Consider the following 18,637-nt stretch of genomic DNA (forward strand, 5'->3'; position numbering starts at 1 on the left):
AGCGATATAGTTTAGGAATTCTTTATGAAAGCCGTTGTTTTTGAGCAATTTTCCGCCCCACCTAGCATCCAATACCTACCTGACCCTACGCCTGACCCCCACGGCGTTGTGGTGAAAGTCATGGCGACCGGGGTTTGCCGCAGCGATTGGCATGGTTGGGTGGGGCACGATACCGATATCCAGCTCCCCCATGTGCCGGGGCATGAGCTGGCAGGCGTTGTGGAAGCCGTGGGTAAAGACGTACAGAAATGGCGCATTGGCGATCGAGTGACGGTGCCGTTCGTGGGTGGGTGCGGTACTTGCCCTGAGTGCCACTCCGGCAATCATCAGGTTTGCGATAGCCAGTTCCAACCTGGTTTTACCCACTGGGGCTCCTTTGCCGAGTATGTGCGCATTCACTACGCCGACGTGAACTTGGTGGCACTACCCGAAACACTCGACTTTGCCACCGCGGCCAGCCTGGGCTGTCGGTTTGTTACTTCATTTCGGGCGGTGGTCGATCAGGGCCAAACCTCCGCAGGGCAGTGGGTGGCGGTTCACGGCTGCGGTGGTGTGGGGCTCTCTGCCGTCATGATTGCCAACGCTATCGGCGCTAACGTTGTTGCTATCGATATTTCAGAGGATGCGCTTAAGCTAGCACGTCAATTAGGCGCCGTTGCCACGGTAAATGCCGCCAAGGTCGCTAATGTGGTGGAAGCAGTGGCGGAAATAACCCGTGGTGGCGCTCACGTATCCCTGGATGCGCTAGGCCACCCGACGACCTGCTTTAACTCCATCAGCAACCTGCGTAAACGGGGCAAGCATATTCAGGTCGGGCTGATGTTGGCTGAGAACAGCACCCCCGCTATTCCCATGAGCAAGGTGATCGCCAATGAGCTTGAAATACTCGGCAGCCATGGCATGCAGGCACACCGTTATGACGCCATGCTGGCGATGATTCAATCGGGCAAGCTGGCGCCGGAAAAGCTGATTGGCAAGCGGATTACGCTTGAACAGTCGATTGATGCGCTGATGAATATGGATAAGTTTGAAGGGGCGGGTGTGACTGTTGTCACGGAGTTTTGAACCGGTGCGCCGCTAGCTTTTGCTACATAGCCACTTGATATGAGCATCGGCATCCGCGTGTAAATTGCCGACCAGCGCCACTTCCTTCATGAATAGCTGGCTAGCGGGGGACACGCTAGCCCCTTTGCGGGTGACCAGTTCATAGGGCTCGCTACGTGAGAGCAACTCAATGGGTAGCCTTGCCATCATGCCGGCATCGACAAAGGGCTTTGAGGCATCGACCGACATCAGCGCGACTGATTCGCGGTCATGGCCAAGCATCGAGATGCTCGTGAAAGCGGATGCCGTTTCGATAGGGTAGAGCGGAAACGGTACCTTGGCCTCATGAAACTCGCGTTCCAGCAGCAGCCGCATCGGCATGTTGGCTGGATACACGATCCACGAGGTGTCAGATAAATCGGCGAGTGTCAGTGCTGAATGGCGAGTGAGCGGATTGTCAGGATGGCAAATGACCGCCAACTCCTCCTCGTGGATGTCTAGACTAGTGTAAAGATGCGGCCTTTGATTGACTCGCGACCGGCAAATAGCGGCATCGAGGCGACCACGGTCAAGTAAGTTGAGCAGGCGCGCGCTGGTGTCTTCGACCACCTCTATGGAGATCGCCGGCTGCAGGCTGCGAACCCGCGACAACGCCGCCGAAATCAGTGGCACAGCCCCCATAATCAATCCCACCGCCAGTCGGCCACCACGGCCTTGCTGCATGCTTTCCAACTCTTCATGGAAGTGGGCCAGATCCGTGTTGATCAGGCGTGCATAGCGCACCGCACAGAGCCCCATGTCCGTCGTTTCCAGCCCCTTATGTGTACGCTGAAACAGCTGTACGCCCAGCATGGCTTCGATTTCATTGAGTGCCTTGGTGGCCCCTGGCTGGGTTAGCGCCACGGACTCGGCCGCTTTTTGCACCGTGCCATGCTCATGCAAGGCAATCAGCAGACGCAAGTGGCGCATGCGCAGGCGGGAGATGATCGACGTTAGTGTAGACATGAATTTTCGTTATGCCGCTATCAGAGGTTGTCATTATCCAGCGTTGGTTCACGTGAATATAGTCAATGCAGCAAGTCACTCTATTTCCGAATAATTAACAAAGACGAAAACACGCTATGGCACTCATCAACTACGTGACCCAAGTACAGTTTGGCGACGGCAGCGTCGATCTACTGCAAGACGAATGCACCCGACTGGGTATCCATCGCCCGCTGATTGTAACAGATGAAGGGATTCAACAGGCGGGACTACTGGAGCGAATACAGCGTGTCCTGGATCACCCCGCTGCTGTCTTTACCCGTACGCCGCCCAACCCGAATGAGGGCGCGGTACGCGAGGCGGTGGCGTTTTATCAGTCCCAGCAGTGCGATGGTGTGATCGCGCTGGGCGGTGGCTCGCCCATCGATCTCGCCAAGGGCGTGGCGGTGAGCGTGGCGCACCCCGGGCCGCTGCGCCAGTTCGCCGTCATCGAAGGTGGCATGTCACGGATTACCTCGGCGACCGCCCCGGTGATTGCCATCCCGACAACGGCGGGTACCGGCAGCGAAGTTGGCCGTGGAGCCATTTTGATTCTCGACGATGGCCGCAAGGTGGGCGTGCTGTCGCCCCATGTCGTCCCCAAACTGGCGATCTGCGATCCCGAGCTGACGCTTGGCTTGCCCGCCCGCATGACCGCAGCAACGGGCATCGATGCCATCGCGCACTGCATGGAAACCTTCATGGCACCCTCGTTCAATCCTCCGGCAGATGGCATTGCCCTGGATGGCTTGCGGCGCGCCTGGGCGCATATCGAAACCGCGGTCAACGAGCCTAGCAACCGTGAGGCACGCACGAATATGATGAGTGCCTCCATGCAGGGCGCGCTGGCCTTTCAAAAAGGGCTTGGCTGCGTGCACAGCTTGAGTCACTCGCTGGGTGGGCTCAATCCGTCGCTGCACCACGGCACCCTGAACGCCATTCTGCTGCCCGCAGTGATCCGCTTCAACGCCCAGGCCGACACGATGGTCAAGGACGACAAACTGGCCCGGATGGCCCAAGCGATGAACCTGCCAGCGGGCCAAGACGTGGCGGATGCCATGCAGGCGCTAACGAAACGCCTGAATCTCCCCACGGGCTTGGGCGAGCTCGGCATCACCTCGGCCATGTTCGACGACATCATCAAGGGGGCGCTGGCGGATCACAGCCACAAGACCAATCCCATCGATGCTAGCGCCAACGACTACCGCCAACTTCTCGAATGTTCGCTGTAAGTCTTGGCGAGCGATTCCTCTGAACCATCGGGAGAGCAAAGTATGAGTACCACGTTGACCGGCCAGCAGTTCATTGGCGGCGAGCGCAGCGGCCAGGGCCAGGCCTCGCTCGCCAGCGTCGCCGCCGCGGATGGTAGCCACCATGATCTGGCCTACTTTCAGGCGACGGTGGAAGAGGTCGAGCAGGCGGTAGCGGCCGCCTCTGCGGCTTACCCAGCTTTTCGTCAGCTCGCGCCAGAAGCGCGTGCACAGTTTCTGGAAGCGATTGCCGATGAGCTCGACGCACTGGGCGATGACTTCATCAATGACGTCGTGCGTGAGACGGCGCTACCTGCCGCCCGCATCAACGGTGAGCGGGGGCGTACCAGCGGGCAGTTACGGCTGTTTGCCGAGGTGTTGCGCCGAGGCGACTTTTTAGGGGCGCGCATCGATCTGGCTTTGCCCGAGCGCTCCCCTCTGCCGCGCCCTGATCTGCGCCAGGTCAAGATGGGCCTTGGGCCGGTGGCGGTCTTCGGGGCCAGCAACTTTCCGTTGGCGTTTTCCGTGGCGGGGGGTGATACCGCGTCAGCACTGGCCGCTGGCTGCCCGGTCGTGGTCAAAGCCCACTCCAGCCACGTGATGACCGCCGAATGGGTCGCACAGGCCATCGAGCGAGCGGCACGCAACACCGCCATGCCTGCGGGCGTGTTCAACATGATCTATGGCAGTGGGGTCGGTAAAGACCTGGTACAGGCGCCGGGTATCAAGGCGGTGGGCTTTACCGGCTCGCTGTCGGGCGGACGGGCGCTTTGCGATCTGGCAGCTAAACGGCCGGAGCCTATTCCGGTGTTTGCCGAGATGTCGAGCATCAACCCCGTTTGGCTGATGCCGGCGGCGCTGCGGGAAAGAGGCGAGCGCATCGCCACCGATTTAGCGGCGTCGGTCACCCTGGGGTGCGGCCAGTTCTGCACCAACCCGGGGCTGGTGTTGGCGGTGGACTCCCCGGAAACGGAGCAGTTTATTACCGCGTTGGGCGATGCCCTGGCGAGTGCCGATGAACAGGTGATGCTAAACCGCCAGACCCTGGAGCACTACCAACAAGGCGTTGCGCGGCTCGCTGAACTGCCCGAGGTCACCCAGATAACCGGGGGCAGCGCTGAACCGGGCAAAGCGCGAGCGCACCTGTTCCGCGCGACACCCGACTGTCTCTTCAGGTCGGATCGCCCGCTGGAGGACGAGGTCTTTGGGCCGACCACCATCGTCGTGACGGTGCCGGATAGCGAGACACTGGCGCGCTATTTCGACGTTATGCAGGGGCAGTTGACCGTCACCCTGCACGCCGAGCCGGAAGATCTCTCCGCCCACGCGGAGATGATGACGCAGTTGGAGCATCGCGCCGGGCGGCTGCTGCTCAATGGCTACCCCACGGGGGTGGAGGTGTGCGATGCGATGGTTCACGGCGGGCCTTATCCGGCGACCTCGGATGCCCGCGGTACCTCGGTCGGCACGCTGGCGATCGACCGCTACCTGCGCCCCGTTTGCTTTCAGAACTACCCTGATGCCTGCCTGCCGAGTGCCCTGCAAAACGCCAATCCGCTAGGGCTGATGCGCTTGGTCAACGGGCAACTCAGCCGGGACGCGCTCGGATAGCGCGCCGGTTCACGCGCAATACATCACCACAATAAAACAACACAGGTACCATAAAAAATGAAACTCAAAACGCCAACTCTTAAAAACCTCGCTGTTCAAGCGGTAGCAGGCATGAATTCCAATAATAATTCAGGAAGTAAGCATATGGCTTATTTTGGATACGGCAAGATCGCCGCGATAGCGGGAACGCTAGCACTCTCGATGAGCTGGGGGGTATCAGCGGCATTGGGGCAAACCGTGTTGACCGTTACCCACTCGTCACCCGCCGACAGTCATTTCGGCGAGGCTGCCATCGCGTTCAAGCAGAGCCTCGAAGCGCAAACCGAGGGCGCCATCAATGTTGTCATCCAGCGTTTGGACAATGAGCGCGAGGCGCTGGAGAGCGTTCAGTTCGGCACGCAGGAGTGCGCCATCGTATCGGCGGGCCCGCTAGGCAACTTCGTGCCCGAAACCCGTGTGCTGGACGTACCCTTTCTGTTCGATGGTTACGAGCATGCGCGCGGAGTGCTGGACGGTGAGACCGGCCAGGAACTGCTGGCGCTGTTTCCCCGCTATGGTCTCGAAGGGGTGGCCTGGATGGAGAATGGCTTTCGCAACCTGACCACGGGTTCCAAAAGCATCGCGTCGCCGGACGATCTGGTGGGGATGAAGATCCGCACCATGGAGAACCCTATCCATATCGCGGCTTGGCAGGCGGCCGGTGTGTTGCCTACTCCGATGGCGTTCTCTGAGCTTCCGCCCGCCCTGCAGCAGGGCACGGTGGATGGCCAGGAGAATCCGATTCCGGTCATTCTGGCGAACAACCTCGATATGATGCAGCAGCATCTCTATCTGACGCGCCACGTATACTCCCCTGGCATTTTTGCCTGTAACCCCGATTTCGTTGCGGGGCTGGACGAACAGCAACAAGCCGCCCTCAAAACGTCCGGGGCGTTTGCGGCGGCCGCGAACCGTAAACGGGTGGAAAAGGATGAGCTAGTCGGCATCGAGACGCTACGTGACCGCGGTATCGATATCGTGGAGATCGATGACATCCAGGCGTATCGCGATGCCATGGCCAGTGCCTACGCCGATTTCGAAGCCGAATTCGGTGCCGAGAGGCTGCAAGCCATCCGAGACTGGAGCGCCGAATGAGCAGGGGCATCGCCACGATCCAGCGCATTGATCGAGGCATTGCAATGGGGGTGGCGTTAGCCGCCTCTTGCGCCTTGGCGATTGCGGTAGGAGCCAGCTTCTGGCAGGTGCTGGGCCGATTCGTCTTCCAAGCCCCATCGGTCTGGTCGGAAGCGCTGACCCGTCTGGCGCTGGTCTGGATGGTACTGCTGGGCTGTTCGGTGGCGCTGCGGCGGGGGGCATTCGTAGCCATCGATTTAGCCAAGTTGCTGACCTCGGGTCGAGTGCGACGGTCGATCGAGCTGGTCACGCTGCTGTCGTGTCTGACGCTGTTTGCCACGCTGTTCTGGTTTGGCTGGGAGGTGGCGTCCCGCGTGCGCTTTCAGCAGATGGCGGGATTGAATATCTCGATGAGCTGGGGATACGCCGCCCTCCCAGTGGGGGCGGTGTTCGCCATGCTGGGCAGCATCGTTCACTTTATCCAAGCAGGTAAAGGAGAGCCGTCATGACCAGTGCGCTGATCACCTCCATGCTGATCCTGTTTGCGATATCGGTGCCTGTCGCCATTGCCATCGGTTTGGCCTCGATGATCGGCTTGGTGGGCTTTACCAGTCTGCCGCTGCTCGTGGTGCCGCAGCAGATCTTTATCGCGCTGGATAAATTCCCGCTAGCCGCCATTCCGTTCTTTATTCTCGCCGGCAATTTGATGGAAGTGGGTGGGCTGTCGCGCAGGCTGGTCGAGTTTGCACGCGCCTTTACCGGCCAACTGCAGGGGGGCTTGGCCATCACCTGTGTGCTGACCTGCATGATGTTCTCGGCTATTTCGGGATCGAGTGTTGCTACTACCTTTGCCGTAGGGGCTATCCTCATTCCTGCCATGCGCGATTACGGCTATCCCATTGGCTTCGCGGCGGCCCTGATGGCGGTTTCGGCGGAGCTTGGCGTGATTCTACCCCCTTCGATTCCCATGATTCTGTATGGTGTCGCCACGCAGACCTCCATTCCGGATCTGTTTCTCGCGGGGGTGCTGCCTGGGGTATTGATTGCCGTTAGTCTGATGGTCACCATTTTCATCTGGTGCCGGATCAAGGGGTGGGGCAAGCGCGATGGCGATGGAAGGCTCTCTCGCCTCGACGCGACTCGGCGAGCGGTCTGGTCGCTGGTGATGCCCATACTGATTATGGGCGGTATTTATGGCGGTGTAACCACGCCCACCGAGGCCAGCGTCATTGCCGTCGTCTATGCGCTGGTGGTGGGGCTCCTCCTGCACCGTGAAATGAGCTTCAAAGACGTTGCGCTGGCGTTTCGTAAATCGGTGGTCACCTCCGCGGTGATCATGTTCATCATCGGTGCCGCCAGTTTGATGGGCTACTTGTTGAATCGTCAGGGGGTGCCCGATGCCGCGGCGCTCTGGTTGACCAGCACCTTCGATGGCCCAACCTCGCTGATGCTGGCCATCAACTTTATGCTGTTCGTGGTGGGCATGTTCATCGAGACCGGTGCCAGCATCGTGGTGCTCGCGCCGATCTTGCAGGATGCCGCGCTGCGTGTGGGTATCGAGCCGGTGCACTTTGGCACCGTCATGGTGGTGAACCTTGCGCTGGGGATGATTACCCCACCGTTGGGCGTCAACCTGTTTGCCGCCGCGCAAATTGCAGGCTGCTCGATAACCGCCATGTTAAGGCCTTTGCTGGTGTTTCTAGCCGTCGTCATTGCCTGCCTGATGATCATCACCTTCGTGCCGCAGCTCTCGCTGTTCCTACCGGGCACCATGGCGCGTTAACTAAGCAGTCAAAGCGTGCGGAGAGCGCTCTCCCGATGTCGGGGCAGCGCACTCTGCTCACCATGAACATTATTGATGGGTATTCAGAGATGGCCAGTTCGCTCATTGCTCAGTTGCAAAGCGTCACGGGCAAGCGTTATGTGCATGTCGGCACCCGCGCCACCCACCGCTTTCGTAAAGGCTACCGTTACGGCGATGGAGAGGTGATGGCCGCGGTCGAGCCAGGTACGCTTTGGGAGCAGTGGCAGGTATTACAAGCCTGTGTGGACGTCGATGTTGCTATCATCATGCAGGCCGCCAATACCGGACTGACCGGCGGCTCTACCCCTTTCGGAACGGGCTATGACCGGCCCATCGTGATCATCAATACCTTGCGCATCGACCGGGTCGATTTAATCGACGAGGGGCGTCAGGCTATTTGTCTTCCCGGAGCAACGCTGGATCGGCTGGAGCATGCGCTGCGCCCCATGGGCCGTGAACCCCACTCCGTGATTGGGTCGAGCTGCATTGGCGCGTCGGTGACCGGCGGCATTTGCAACAACTCGGGCGGCTCGCTGGTACAGCGTGGGCCCGCGTATACGCAGCTATCTCTCTTCGCTCAGGTGACCCCGGAGCGCAAGCTGGTGCTGGTGAATCACCTGGGGATTGAGCTGGGTAACTCGCCGGAAGAGGTACTGACCCGCTTGGACAGAGGCCACTACTCACCAAGCGATATCCAGATGAGCGAGACCGCCTGGGCATCCGACCGAGAGTACAAAACGCACGTGCGCGATATCTCGGCCTCGACGCCTGCGCGCTTCAACGCCGACCCACGCCGCCATTATGAAGTGTCCGGCTCTGCAGGAAAGCTGGCCGTGTTTGCGGTACGGATGGACACCTTCCCCGCTGCGTCCAACGAGCGCGTCTTCTATATAGGCACCAATGATCCCGACCAGTTGCAGCAGATCAGAAGAGACCTGCTCGGTCAGTTCCAGCACCTGCCCATCGCTGGCGAATACATGCATAAAGATGCCTTTGATATGGCGCACGCCTATGGCAAGGATCTTTTCCTGTTCATCCGCCGGTTCGGCACCCTGAACGTACCGAAAGCCTTTGCCGCGAAAAGCTGGTTCGATGGTGTCACCGAGTCGCTGCGCCTGGGCCGCCATCTGTCTGACCGGCTGCTTCAGGCTGCGTCCCGGCTGTTCCCCGAACATATGCCACGACGCTTGCTCGATTACCGTGACCGCTATACACACCATCTGATGCTGCGCACAGGGGGAGAGTGCATCGCTGAAATGCGCGCCTATCTGGCAGAGCGATTCCCAGCCGAGCACAGTGACTTCTTCGAGTGTACTGATGAGGAGGGTAGCGCCGCGTTCCTCAATCGCTTCGCCTCAGGGGGCGCCGTGGTGCGCTACCGAGCCGTTCATCCGCGAACGGTCGAAGATATCGTGGCACTTGACGTGGCGCTGCCGAGGGATGCCCTCGACTGGTTCGAGACCTTGCCGCCCGAGATCGAGGCGCGGATCGAGCGCAAGTTCTATGTGGGACATTTTCTCTGCCATGTGCTGCATCAGGAGTATCTGGTGAAAAAAGGCGAGGATTGTCACGCCTTGGAGCAGGAGATTTGTGCGCTGCTCGATGCCCGGGGAGCCGAATATCCAGCCGAGCACAATGTGGGGCATCTGTATCATGCTAAGCCAGCGCTGCGCGATTTCTATCGGCAACTCGACCCTACCAATCAGTTCAACCCCGGGATTGGTAAGACATCAAAACAGCGTGATTGGCGATAACGTGGGCTGCGGCGTTTCCCTCTGGCCGGTGCCTGCCCGCGAAAAGAACCCGTTTTTCAATTTCCTGCAACGAAACGAGGCAAATTATTCGCTCCTCATCCGTGGCTGTAGGTTTTACGCTGGGCGGTATTGATAAGGAGGTTGTTATGCCAACAGATACTAATCAAACAGTGCGCCGCGTAATCGCCCAGCACCCGGCCAAGCGCGATGATATTGGCGATTTAGTGACTCGTCGGCCGCTGCCGGGGCCAGGGGTGGACCAGCTTGATCCGTTTCTGTTTCTTAACCACCACGGCCCTCAGACCTACCCCGCTAACAATCAGGGGTTGCCGTTTGGCCCGCACCCACACCGTGGCTTTGAGACGGTCACCTTTATTCTGGAAGGCTCGCTTGCCCATGCAGATAGCGCCAAGCATCAAAGCGTGATCAACGCGGGCGGCGTACAGTGGATGACCGCGGGCAGCGGCATTGTACATGCGGAAATTTCGCCACCCGAGTTTCTGCACGACGGCGGCCCGTTAGAGATTTTGCAGCTGTGGATAAATCTGCCAGCTAGCTTAAAGATGAGCGAACCGCGCTATGTGGGCCTGCAGCATGAATCGATACCCGCCATTGCGCTGCCGGGTGGTGGTGAGCTGAACCTGATTGCCGGGCAGTGGCAGGAGCAGGCGGGGCCTATTGAGTCGCTAACCGGCGTGTTTATGTCGACGTTACGACTGCCTGCCGGTGCTCGGGAGCAACTACCCGCCGCAGTCGGGCGGCAGGCGTTTCTCTACGTGGTGGAGGGCAATGTTGAGGTGGGCGGCGAACCCGTTCAGCCGCACCATCTGATCGAAGTAGGCCGCGATGGCGATAGCGTTGTTATCGAAGCCAGCAGCGATGCTCGCCTACTGTTTGGTCATGGTGAGGTGATTGATGAACCTGTCTACTCACATGGACCCTTCGTAATGAACACCCGTGAAGAGATTGTCCAGGCGGTAGAGGACTATCAGAACGGCAAATTTGGTGGACTCACTCTTTAAAGGCCAACGCCCTACAGCGGTTCGCCGCGATAGTAATGCCACAAAAACAGCGAGCCCACGCTGCGCCAGGGCGCCCAGGGCTCCACTAACTGGCGGGCCTGCTTAGGCGTGGGTTTGTCGTCCATGCCTTTTAAGCGGCCTAGCGCGACTCGCAGGGCAAGATCATCCGCGGGGAAGATATCCGGGCGTTTTAGCGAAAACATCAGGTAGATCTCGGCGCTCCAACGGCCAAAGCCGCGCAGTTCAGTGATCGCAGCAATCGCCTCGTCATCGCTTAAATGCGCTAAACCGTCGGCGCTGAAGGTGCCCGCCAATTCAGCTTCTGCCAACCCTTTGGCATATTCGATCTTGCGCCAGGAGAGGCCTGCATCTCGCAAAGCTTGGCCTTCCATCTCCATTACCGCTTTGGCGTGCAGCTCGGGCAGCAGGGAATTAACACGGCCCATAATCGCGCGGGCCGCTTCGGTGGAAAGCTGTTGGCTGACGATCGTACTGAAAAACGTCGCAAAACCCTGGTTATGCTGGCGTGGAGCAGGCGCACCGACTAAGGGGTAAGCTCGGGCAATATCCGGGTCAGCTTTCGCTAACGCTTGCATGGCTTGTTCAATGGTTTCGGGCGTCATTATTGCCTCACGCGTCTAAGTAAAAGCTTCACACTAGCAAAGCAGGAGTGAAAGCGTGAAACCTTGGCGCTTATCTTCTTCGCTAGCTAACTTTTTGAAGGTTGTGTATTTCTACTTTCGTCTAATCCTGCGATCATTTAGCGCTAATCGAGGTACCAACTGTTCGGTATCCCAAGGAGATAAGCATGCAGGATTCGGCAGCATCGTCGTCTCAAGAGCTGGCGCGTAACCCGCGCGTGGCTGAATTTGTGTTGGCGCTGGGTGGTTTTGGGATTGGTACCAGCGAGTTTGTCATTATGGGCTTGATGAACCGTGTCGCGGGTGATTTAGCTGTCACGGTGCCGCAAGTGGGTTACGCGATCAGCAGCTACGCCCTGGGCGTGGTAGTGGGCGCACCACTGATTTCCGCGCTAGCCGCGCGAGCACCTAGACGGGCCCTGTTAATCATACTGATGCTGGTGTTTGCGGTGGGCAATATTGCCAGCGCCATGGCACCGGGGTTCTGGTCATTTGTGGGCCTGCGTTTTCTGGCTGGTTTGCCCCACGGGGCGTTTTTCGGCATTGCGGCGCTGGTGGCGGCGGGCGCTGTACCGGTAGACCAGCGGGCCCGCGCTATTTCCCGGGTGATGATGGGGTTAACGGTCGCCATTTTAATTGGCGCCCCGCTGGGAACCTGGGCGGGCAACCAGTTTGGTTGGCAAATCGCGTTTGTCGGGGTGGGCGTTATTGCGCTATTAACCGCCCTGCTGATCCGCATTTATGTGCCTGTTCAAGCGGTCGATACTTTCGCAAGCCCGCTGCGTGAGCTCTCAGCGCTGTTAAAGCAGCGCGTGTTAGTGGTGCTGGCGCTTGCCTGTATTGGCTGCGGTGGCATGTTCGCTATTTTTAGTTATGTGATGCCCACCTTGACCCAGCAAGCGGGCATGAGCGAGTCGCTAGGGCCATTAGTGTTGGTCATTTTTGGCCTGGGCTCTATCGCCGGTAATTTAATCGGTGGGCGTATGGCAGATAAAAATCTGATGCGCGCTATTCCGCTTATCTTGCTTTGGTGTGGCGTGGTTCAGGGGTTATTTTACTTCGCTGCGAATAACGTTTGGACGGGGCTGCTGTTTGTCGGCCTGGTGGGCACGAGTATGGCGCTAGCACCTTCGTTGCAAACTCGCCTAATGGATGTGGCAGAAGATGCCCAAACCATGGCGGCTTCGCTTAACCATGCCGCCTTCAATGGGGCGAACGCACTGGGTGCGTGGCTTGCCGGTTTGGCGATTAGTGCTGGGTTTAGCTGGTCAAGCACGGGCTTGGTAGGCGCAGGTTTAGCGTGCTGTGGGCTGGTTATCTTTGCTGCCGGGCGTTGGTTAGAAAAACGCACTTATGGAACGCTGATTCACAATACCTGATACCCGCCGTTGAATAAGTTACCGTTGTTAATAGTGGTAATGTTGGCGTTTTCTTTCTAGGGTATAAGGGGTGTACCCCCACCCTCATAAGGAGATGACTATGCAAATCCAAGCTTTGAAAGCCCCGCGTATTATGGCCTTGAGTGCGATTGTTGCGTTGACGATTGGTTTAGCAGGTTGTGGCACCTCCACCGGTGAACGCGCCGCTAGCGGAGCAGGTGTTGGTGCGGCTGTGGGCGCAGGTGCTGCGGCAGCTACTGGCGGTAGTGTTACTCAAGGTGCTGTCATTGGTGGCGGCGTAGGCGCTGCTACCGGTGCTGCTACGGATGCTGATGACATTAGCCTCGACTAAGTCTAAATAAACCTGTTTAGCGACACAGCCTAAAACCGCGCATGCCCATATGAAAGTGATCGGCATGCGCGGCATTGTAATCAGGCCCTAGTACGTTACCAAAGGAGTCGCAGGCGCCATCCCGAGCCGCGCGTAAAAACTCCCCCACCTCGCCTTCATCATCCCAATTATTGATCAGCGTAATGCGCTGCCCATTTTCAAATTGAAATCCAGTCACATCTAGCGCTTCAGCGGTGGCGTGCTCACTGCGCCTGCCGGATTCGCGGCCATACACATTACGGCAGGCAAAGCTGCCAACGTGGTTAACTTGGCTCACCCGGCTACCCATAATCTCTTCCGCTGCAGGCTGTAACGCATGGCGCTCATACATAACCCAGGCTAGTGCCAAGGGGCAGGTCGCTACAAAGCTTTGGTTAAAGGAAACGTTACTGGATTGCATGCGCACAATATTGGTAAGTGGGCAGCTCGCCGTCGGCGAGTAATCTGCCATTGGTGTGTAGCTAAGTTCGCCATCAGGCACGGTATCTAACGCCGCTAAACAGCCCTCGCGATCATCCGCCAGGCGGCTTAGCTTAAGTTTAGTCACCGGGGTGATAGGGTCATCAATATGCAGGGGAGCCCAGGGCGCCCAGTGGCGGGGAACCTCGATAATGCCTTTTTGCAGCGCCACACCCAGCGCAATTAAGCCTAAAATAAATAGGGTACTTCGCATGCCTACCTCCGTGTGTGCCATTGCGAAACGCTACAGTCGTAGCGAGGGTTGTGCGATACTGCGCGCCTTGCTGCTTCGCAGCTACCGCTCTACTTAACTATTCGCTACTTTTTTGCTGCTAATTTTCGCTAACTGAAGGGAAAGCATTTAATGTCCCAAGGTACGCTTTTTATCGTTTCTGCCCCGTCAGGTGCTGGCAAGACTAGCTTGGTACGTGAGCTAATTGAAAGCCTTGATGGTATTCAAGTGTCGGTATCGCACACCACTCGTGCCAAGCGCGAGGGGGAAGTGAATGGCGTGAATTATCATTTCACTGATGTGTCCGAGTTTGAAGCGATGATTGCGCGCGGTGAGTTCTTCGAATATGCCAAAGTATTCGATAATTACTATGGCACATCGCGCCAGGCGGTTCAGACGTTGTTGGCAGCAGGCCAGGATGTGATTCTTGAAATTGATTGGCAGGGCGCGCAGCAGGTGCGTGAACAAATGCCCGAGGCCGTCTCGATTTTTATTCTGCCACCCTCGCGGGAAGAGCTGGAGCGTCGTCTTGCTAGCCGTGGCACCGATGAGCACGCCATAATTGCCCGGCGTATGCGCGATGCGGTTAGCGAGATGTCCCATTACCATGAATATGATTACATCGTGGTTAATGATGACTTCACCACCGCGCTGCATGAGTTGCAGTCGCTGGTGATCAGCCGTCGCTTAAGCCGCCCAGTAATGAGTGAGCGTCATGCATCGCTGTTAGCTGCGCTCTTGTCACAGACGCCTGCGGTCGAGTAATCTATACGGTTCTACTGTGTTTTTGAATACAGCTTTAAATGCGTTTTTTTGCTGGGTCGGCTCCGTTTCTTTCTCATACGGCGTCGGCCCGGTTCCGTCATAACAGGAAGGCTCCCATGGCTCGCGTAACCGTTGAAGATTGTCTTGAAAATGTTGAAAACCGTTTCAAGCTGGTAATGATTTCTACCCAGCGCGCTCGCCAACTGGCGCGCGGCTCCCGTGACGCGTTACTGCCCTGGGAAAATGACAAGCCCACGGTCATGGCGCTGCGTGAAATTGCCGCAGGCTTGGTTGATCACACGGTACTGGACGAGCCAGTTGAAGCCGCTGTGCGTCCGCGCCCAGCCATGGCGCCTACTCATATCGACGACTAACGTTACAACGAACCGATAGAGGCGCGGTAGATGTTCACCATTGATGACCTGGCCGATCGACTCGGCGGCTATTTACCCCCGGATGAGATCCAGCAGGTCAAGCGCGCCTTCTACTACGCTGAGCAGGCTCATGACGGCCAGCGTCGGCGTTCCGGCGAGCCTTATGTGACCCACCCGCTAGCGGTGGCGAATATTCTTGCCAATATGCACATGGATCATCAAAGCCTGATGGCCGCCATGCTGCACGATGTCATCGAAGATACCGGCGTCTCCAAAAAGGCCTTAGTGGCACAGTTTGGCAAACCGGTAGCAGAACTGGTGGACGGGGTTTCAAAACTTACCCAGATCACCTTTGAAGATAAAGCCGTCGCCCAAGCGGAAAATTTCCAGAAGATGGTGCTGGCGATGTCGCGGGATATTCGCGTCATTATCGTCAAGCTGGCCGACCGGCTGCACAATATGCGCACCCTGGGTGCGTTGCGCCCAGACAAAAAACGCCGCATCGCCCGGGAAACGCTAGAGATTTACGCCCGCATTGCCGGGCGCCTGGGCATCAACACTATTCGCATTGAGCTTGAGGATCTCTCCTTTCAAGCGATTCACCCGATGCGCGCAGAGCGCATTAAACGCGCCGTTGCCAAGGCGCGCGGCCATCGCCGTAGTGCCATGCGCGAAATACAGTCTTCGCTGCAAAAAAGCCTAGATAATGATGAGCTTAACGGCACGGTGATTGGGCGCCAAAAGCACCTGCTGTCAATCTATAAAAAGATGCGCGACCAGCGTAAGCCCTTTGCTGAAATCATGGATGTGTTTGGTTTTCGCATCATTACCGAAGACGTTGCCAGCTGTTATCGCATTTTAGGCGTAGTGCATAACCTTTATAAGCCAGTGCCCGGGCGCTTTAAAGACTATATTGCTATCCCAAAGGCCAACGGCTACCAGAGCCTGCATACCACCCTGTTTGGTTCTCGCGGCATGCCGATTGAAGTGCAGATACGCACCCGCGAAATGGAGGCCATGGCCAATAACGGCATCGCCGCCCACTGGCTTTATAAAGCAGGACAAACCTCGCACCCGATTGCCGAAGGTAGCCACGCCCGCGCTCGCGCATGGGTCAAAGGCCTGCTCGAAATGCAGCGCCATGCTGGCGATTCGTTAGAATTTATCGAACACGTCAAAAATGACCTGTTTCCCGATGATATCTACGTATTTACGCCGAAAGGCGACATTATGGAGCTGCCCCAAGGGGCGACCGTGATCGACTTTGCTTACACCGTACACACGGATATCGGCAATAACTGCATCGCCTGTCGAATTGACCGCCATTTAGCACCGCTCTCAACGCGCTTAGAGAGCGGACAGACGCTGGAAATTATCACTGCCCCTGGGGCGCGGCCCAATCTTGCTTGGCTAAACTTCGTGACCACAGCAAAGGCGCGTTCAGCGATTCGTCATGCACTTAAATATCAGCAGCAAACCGAAGCCGTTATGTTAGGGCGGCGGTTACTCAATAAGGCGTTAGCGCCGTTTGATACTAGCCTGGAAGAGCTGGATGAGAGTGCCATCAAGCGCGCCTTTAAAGAGCTGGACGTTGCATCCGAAGAGTCACTGCTGGAGTCGCTTGGGCTAGGCAATCGTATGACCCATGTGGTGGCTCGCCGGTTAGTCGATGCCGCCCATGGTGATGATACTTATGAGCATCCCGCAGGCATTGAAGGCAACAAAGCCGTCGTGATCAGCGGTAGTGAGGGCATGGTGACTAACTTTGCGCGCTGCTGCCACCCGCTACCGGGCGACCCGGTGATGGGCCACCTTTCTACTGGCAAAGGCTTAGTCGTGCACCGCGCCGAATGTAAAAACGTTGCCGATAAAAACGATCCCGATAAGCTGTTTGCGCTTGAGTGGTCGGACACCATCGATGAAGACTTCCCGGTGGCGCTACGGATTGAAATTGAGAGCCGCCGTGGGCTGGTCGCAGAGCTTGCCGGGTTGGTAACCGATGCGGACGCCAATATCGAGCGTATTGGCATTGAAGAGCGCGATGCACATCTTTCGACGGTAACGTTGACGCTATCGGTGAAAGGCCGTGTGCACCTGGCGCGAATTATCAAACGCATTCGCAATCTACCCAACGTTGGCAAAATTACCCGACTCGCCAACTAATACCGCACAATCAGTCACTACTTACTGATCAATGATCGGTAGCGAAGACTATTGATTTTATTAACTAAAATAGATTTTTTAGCATTGCGTTTTACAACCATCCGATTATTTATTCATTATTTGACGTAGGTATCACCCACTAGAGGAGCGAGACATCGCATGAGCAATAAGGCTGTTATCAATACCAGCAAAGCCCCCGCGGCTATTGGTCCATACTCCCAGGCCATTAAAGCGGGCAACACGGTGTATCTTTCTGGTCAGATTCCGCTGGACCCCGCGACCATGGTGATTGTTTCTGAGGATTTTGAAGCGCAAGCACGCCAAGTCTTCACTAACCTACAAGCGGTATGTGAAGAGGCGGCAGGTTCGCTAAGCGATATCGTTAAGCTGAATCTGTACTTGGTGGACTTGGATAACTTTGCGATTGTTAACCAAGTCATGGAAGAATTCTTCACCGCTCCTTTCCCTGCTCGTGCCGCCGTCGGTGTGAAAGCGCTGCCCAAAGGCAGCCAAGTGGAAGCAGAAGCCGTCATGGTCATCGGCGACTAGGCGAAGGTGTACTAGACCTTATTAACTTCTAAAAAGCCGCCCTCTTTCAGCACCTGTGCATACCCTTCGCGGTAGCTGGGAAAGCGGAACTGATAGCCAGCGTCAATAATGCGCTGGTTATCGCAACGCTTACTGGCGCGGCGGCGTAACGGCGACTGCATTGTTTCGGTGGCTTCTACTTTAAGTTGCTGAGCCAGCCACATCATCACGTTATGCATGGTGACCGGTTCGCAGTCACTACCCAGGTAGATATCTTCAAGCGTTTCGCCGCTCTCCTGATGACGAATCAGGTGCGCGATAATGCCCGCACAGTCGTCGCGGTGAATACGGTTGGAGTAGATCACGGGCGTGATCGCGGCGACGCGGCCTTCAGCGACCTGATGAATCAAACGATCACGACCAGGGCCATAAATGCCTGAAAAGCGCACCACCGTGCCGGGTAGCGAATGGCTGATTAGTGTTTGCTCGGCCTCGCACATCAGCGTGCCAGAGAAGCTTGAAGGGTCGGTGGGGCTCTCTTCGTTAACGACTTCGCCTTCCTGCTGACCATGCACGCTGGTTGAGGAAACAAAGAATACCCGGCGCGGCGGTGTTTTGTGCTGTTCCATCACGCTCAGCACGCGTTTCAAACCTTCTGGGTAGGCGCTTTGATAGGCGCTCTCTTCGAAACGGTCAGCGCTAACCGTATAAACAACATAGTCAGCGTGGGGAAGGCTGGCGGCATGGGCGTCTTCGAGGTCTTTTAAATCCAGCTTTAGCGGTTTAATACCGGTGCCCTTCAAGGCCTCGACGTTGCGGCGTAGACCGATCACTTTGTACCCTTCGTCCAACAACTCGCGCCCAAGGTTGATCCCAATATCGCCACAGCCGATAATCAATACGGTTAGCTTCACCGTGCACTCCTTTGATTAATATTCCCTATTAGATACAAAGTCTCTACCAAATATGACATTGTCGGTTTAGAACACTGTAGGTTTAGGACATATCGGTTTAGAACATGCCGATTTAAAACACAGCCGTTGAAAACAGCGTCGGTAGAGCTTGCTTGTCCTTTTCCGTCCCG

General features: G+C 57.2%; 18 protein-coding genes. 14 read left to right on the forward strand and 4 right to left on the reverse strand.

Annotated features, from left to right (window positions below; genetic code table 11):
• Nucleotides 1-24: 24 nt before the first annotated feature.
• Nucleotides 25-1,065: a zinc-dependent alcohol dehydrogenase family protein gene (locus tag ACQKE4_RS06650; protein WP_427387477.1), complete on the forward strand. Its 1,041-nt coding sequence runs from the start codon at nt 25-27 to the stop codon at nt 1,063-1,065.
• A gap of 12 nt (nt 1,066-1,077) precedes the next feature.
• Here the strand turns inward: ACQKE4_RS06650 and ACQKE4_RS06655 are convergent, their stop codons facing one another.
• Complete coding sequence (locus tag ACQKE4_RS06655; protein ID WP_427387478.1) at nt 1,078-2,049, reverse strand: LysR family transcriptional regulator; 972 nt, start codon at nt 2,047-2,049, stop codon at nt 1,078-1,080.
• A 116-nt stretch (nt 2,050-2,165) separates the two neighbouring features.
• Between ACQKE4_RS06655 and ACQKE4_RS06660 the strand changes: the two genes are divergently transcribed.
• The 7 genes from ACQKE4_RS06660 (at nt 2,166) to ACQKE4_RS06690 (ending at nt 10,621) form a co-directional block, all read left to right on the forward strand.
• Nucleotides 2,166-3,299, forward strand: a complete 1,134-nt coding sequence (locus ACQKE4_RS06660) for an iron-containing alcohol dehydrogenase (RefSeq protein WP_009288396.1) — start codon at nt 2,166-2,168, stop codon at nt 3,297-3,299.
• A gap of 42 nt (nt 3,300-3,341) precedes the next feature.
• Entirely contained in the window at nt 3,342-4,928 is a 1,587-nt protein-coding gene (locus ACQKE4_RS06665; protein WP_427387479.1) for an aldehyde dehydrogenase (NADP(+)), read from the forward strand.
• Between the two features lie 57 nt (nt 4,929-4,985).
• Nucleotides 4,986-6,062, forward strand: a complete 1,077-nt coding sequence (gene dctP, locus ACQKE4_RS06670; protein WP_427387480.1) for a TRAP transporter substrate-binding protein DctP — start codon at nt 4,986-4,988, stop codon at nt 6,060-6,062.
• The gene (locus ACQKE4_RS06675; protein WP_427387481.1) at nt 6,059-6,550 is read left to right on the forward strand and encodes a TRAP transporter small permease; all 492 of its coding nucleotides are present in this window, start codon (nt 6,059-6,061) and stop codon (nt 6,548-6,550) included. The genes dctP and ACQKE4_RS06675 overlap by 4 nt, the downstream gene beginning before the upstream one ends.
• Entirely contained in the window at nt 6,547-7,824 is a 1,278-nt protein-coding gene (locus tag ACQKE4_RS06680; RefSeq protein ID WP_427387482.1) for a TRAP transporter large permease, read from the forward strand. The genes ACQKE4_RS06675 and ACQKE4_RS06680 overlap by 4 nt, the downstream gene beginning before the upstream one ends.
• A 35-nt stretch (nt 7,825-7,859) precedes the next feature.
• A complete protein-coding gene (dld, locus tag ACQKE4_RS06685) occupies nt 7,860-9,599 on the forward strand; it encodes a D-lactate dehydrogenase (protein WP_427387483.1) in 1,740 nt (579 codons plus the stop codon).
• 146 nt (nt 9,600-9,745) lie between these two features.
• Complete coding sequence (locus tag ACQKE4_RS06690; protein WP_427387484.1) at nt 9,746-10,621, forward strand: pirin family protein; 876 nt, start codon at nt 9,746-9,748, stop codon at nt 10,619-10,621.
• Nucleotides 10,622-10,632: 11 nt separating this feature from the next.
• Here ACQKE4_RS06690 and ACQKE4_RS06695 read toward each other — a convergent pair whose 3' ends face one another.
• Nucleotides 10,633-11,244, reverse strand: coding sequence for a DNA-3-methyladenine glycosylase family protein (locus tag ACQKE4_RS06695; RefSeq protein WP_427387485.1), 612 nt, complete (start codon nt 11,242-11,244; stop codon nt 10,633-10,635).
• A 185-nt stretch (nt 11,245-11,429) separates the two neighbouring features.
• On the opposite strand from ACQKE4_RS06695, the gene ACQKE4_RS06700 reads away from it, so the two are divergent.
• Nucleotides 11,430-12,641 carry an MFS transporter gene (locus ACQKE4_RS06700; protein ID WP_427387486.1) on the forward strand — a complete coding sequence of 404 codons (1,212 nt, stop codon included), beginning with the start codon at nt 11,430-11,432 and terminating at the stop codon, nt 12,639-12,641.
• A gap of 100 nt (nt 12,642-12,741) precedes the next feature.
• Nucleotides 12,742-12,993 (forward strand): hypothetical protein, encoded by a 252-nt coding sequence (locus tag ACQKE4_RS06705; RefSeq protein ID WP_427387487.1) that lies wholly within the window; start codon nt 12,742-12,744, stop codon nt 12,991-12,993.
• A 16-nt stretch (nt 12,994-13,009) separates the two neighbouring features.
• On the opposite strand, the gene ACQKE4_RS06710 is transcribed toward ACQKE4_RS06705, so the two are convergent.
• On the reverse strand, nt 13,010-13,705 hold the full coding sequence (locus ACQKE4_RS06710; protein WP_427387488.1) for an extensin family protein: 696 nt from the start codon (nt 13,703-13,705) through the stop codon (nt 13,010-13,012).
• Nucleotides 13,706-13,855: 150 nt separating this feature from the next.
• On the opposite strand from ACQKE4_RS06710, the gene gmk reads away from it, so the two are divergent.
• The 4 genes from gmk to ACQKE4_RS06730 all read left to right on the forward strand — a co-directional run bounded on the left by gmk (nt 13,856) and on the right by ACQKE4_RS06730 (nt 17,574).
• Nucleotides 13,856-14,488: a guanylate kinase gene (gmk, locus tag ACQKE4_RS06715; protein ID WP_427387489.1), complete on the forward strand. Its 633-nt coding sequence runs from the start codon at nt 13,856-13,858 to the stop codon at nt 14,486-14,488.
• A 116-nt stretch (nt 14,489-14,604) separates the two neighbouring features.
• Nucleotides 14,605-14,862 carry a DNA-directed RNA polymerase subunit omega gene (rpoZ, locus tag ACQKE4_RS06720; RefSeq protein ID WP_007112267.1) on the forward strand — a complete coding sequence of 86 codons (258 nt, stop codon included), beginning with the start codon at nt 14,605-14,607 and terminating at the stop codon, nt 14,860-14,862.
• A 30-nt stretch (nt 14,863-14,892) separates the two neighbouring features.
• Nucleotides 14,893-17,025 (forward strand): RelA/SpoT family protein, encoded by a 2,133-nt coding sequence (locus ACQKE4_RS06725; protein WP_427387490.1) that lies wholly within the window; start codon nt 14,893-14,895, stop codon nt 17,023-17,025.
• 159 nt (nt 17,026-17,184) lie between these two features.
• Nucleotides 17,185-17,574 (forward strand): RidA family protein, encoded by a 390-nt coding sequence (locus ACQKE4_RS06730; RefSeq protein WP_427387491.1) that lies wholly within the window; start codon nt 17,185-17,187, stop codon nt 17,572-17,574.
• 11 nt (nt 17,575-17,585) lie between these two features.
• On the opposite strand, the gene ACQKE4_RS06735 is transcribed toward ACQKE4_RS06730, so the two are convergent.
• Nucleotides 17,586-18,467 carry an SDR family oxidoreductase gene (locus ACQKE4_RS06735; protein WP_427387492.1) on the reverse strand — a complete coding sequence of 294 codons (882 nt, stop codon included), beginning with the start codon at nt 18,465-18,467 and terminating at the stop codon, nt 17,586-17,588.
• Between the last annotated feature and the right edge of the window lie 170 nt (nt 18,468-18,637).

This window comes from Halomonas sp. NPDC076908, assembly GCF_050269715.1.
Taxonomy (GTDB): Bacteria; Pseudomonadota; Gammaproteobacteria; order Pseudomonadales; family Halomonadaceae; genus Vreelandella.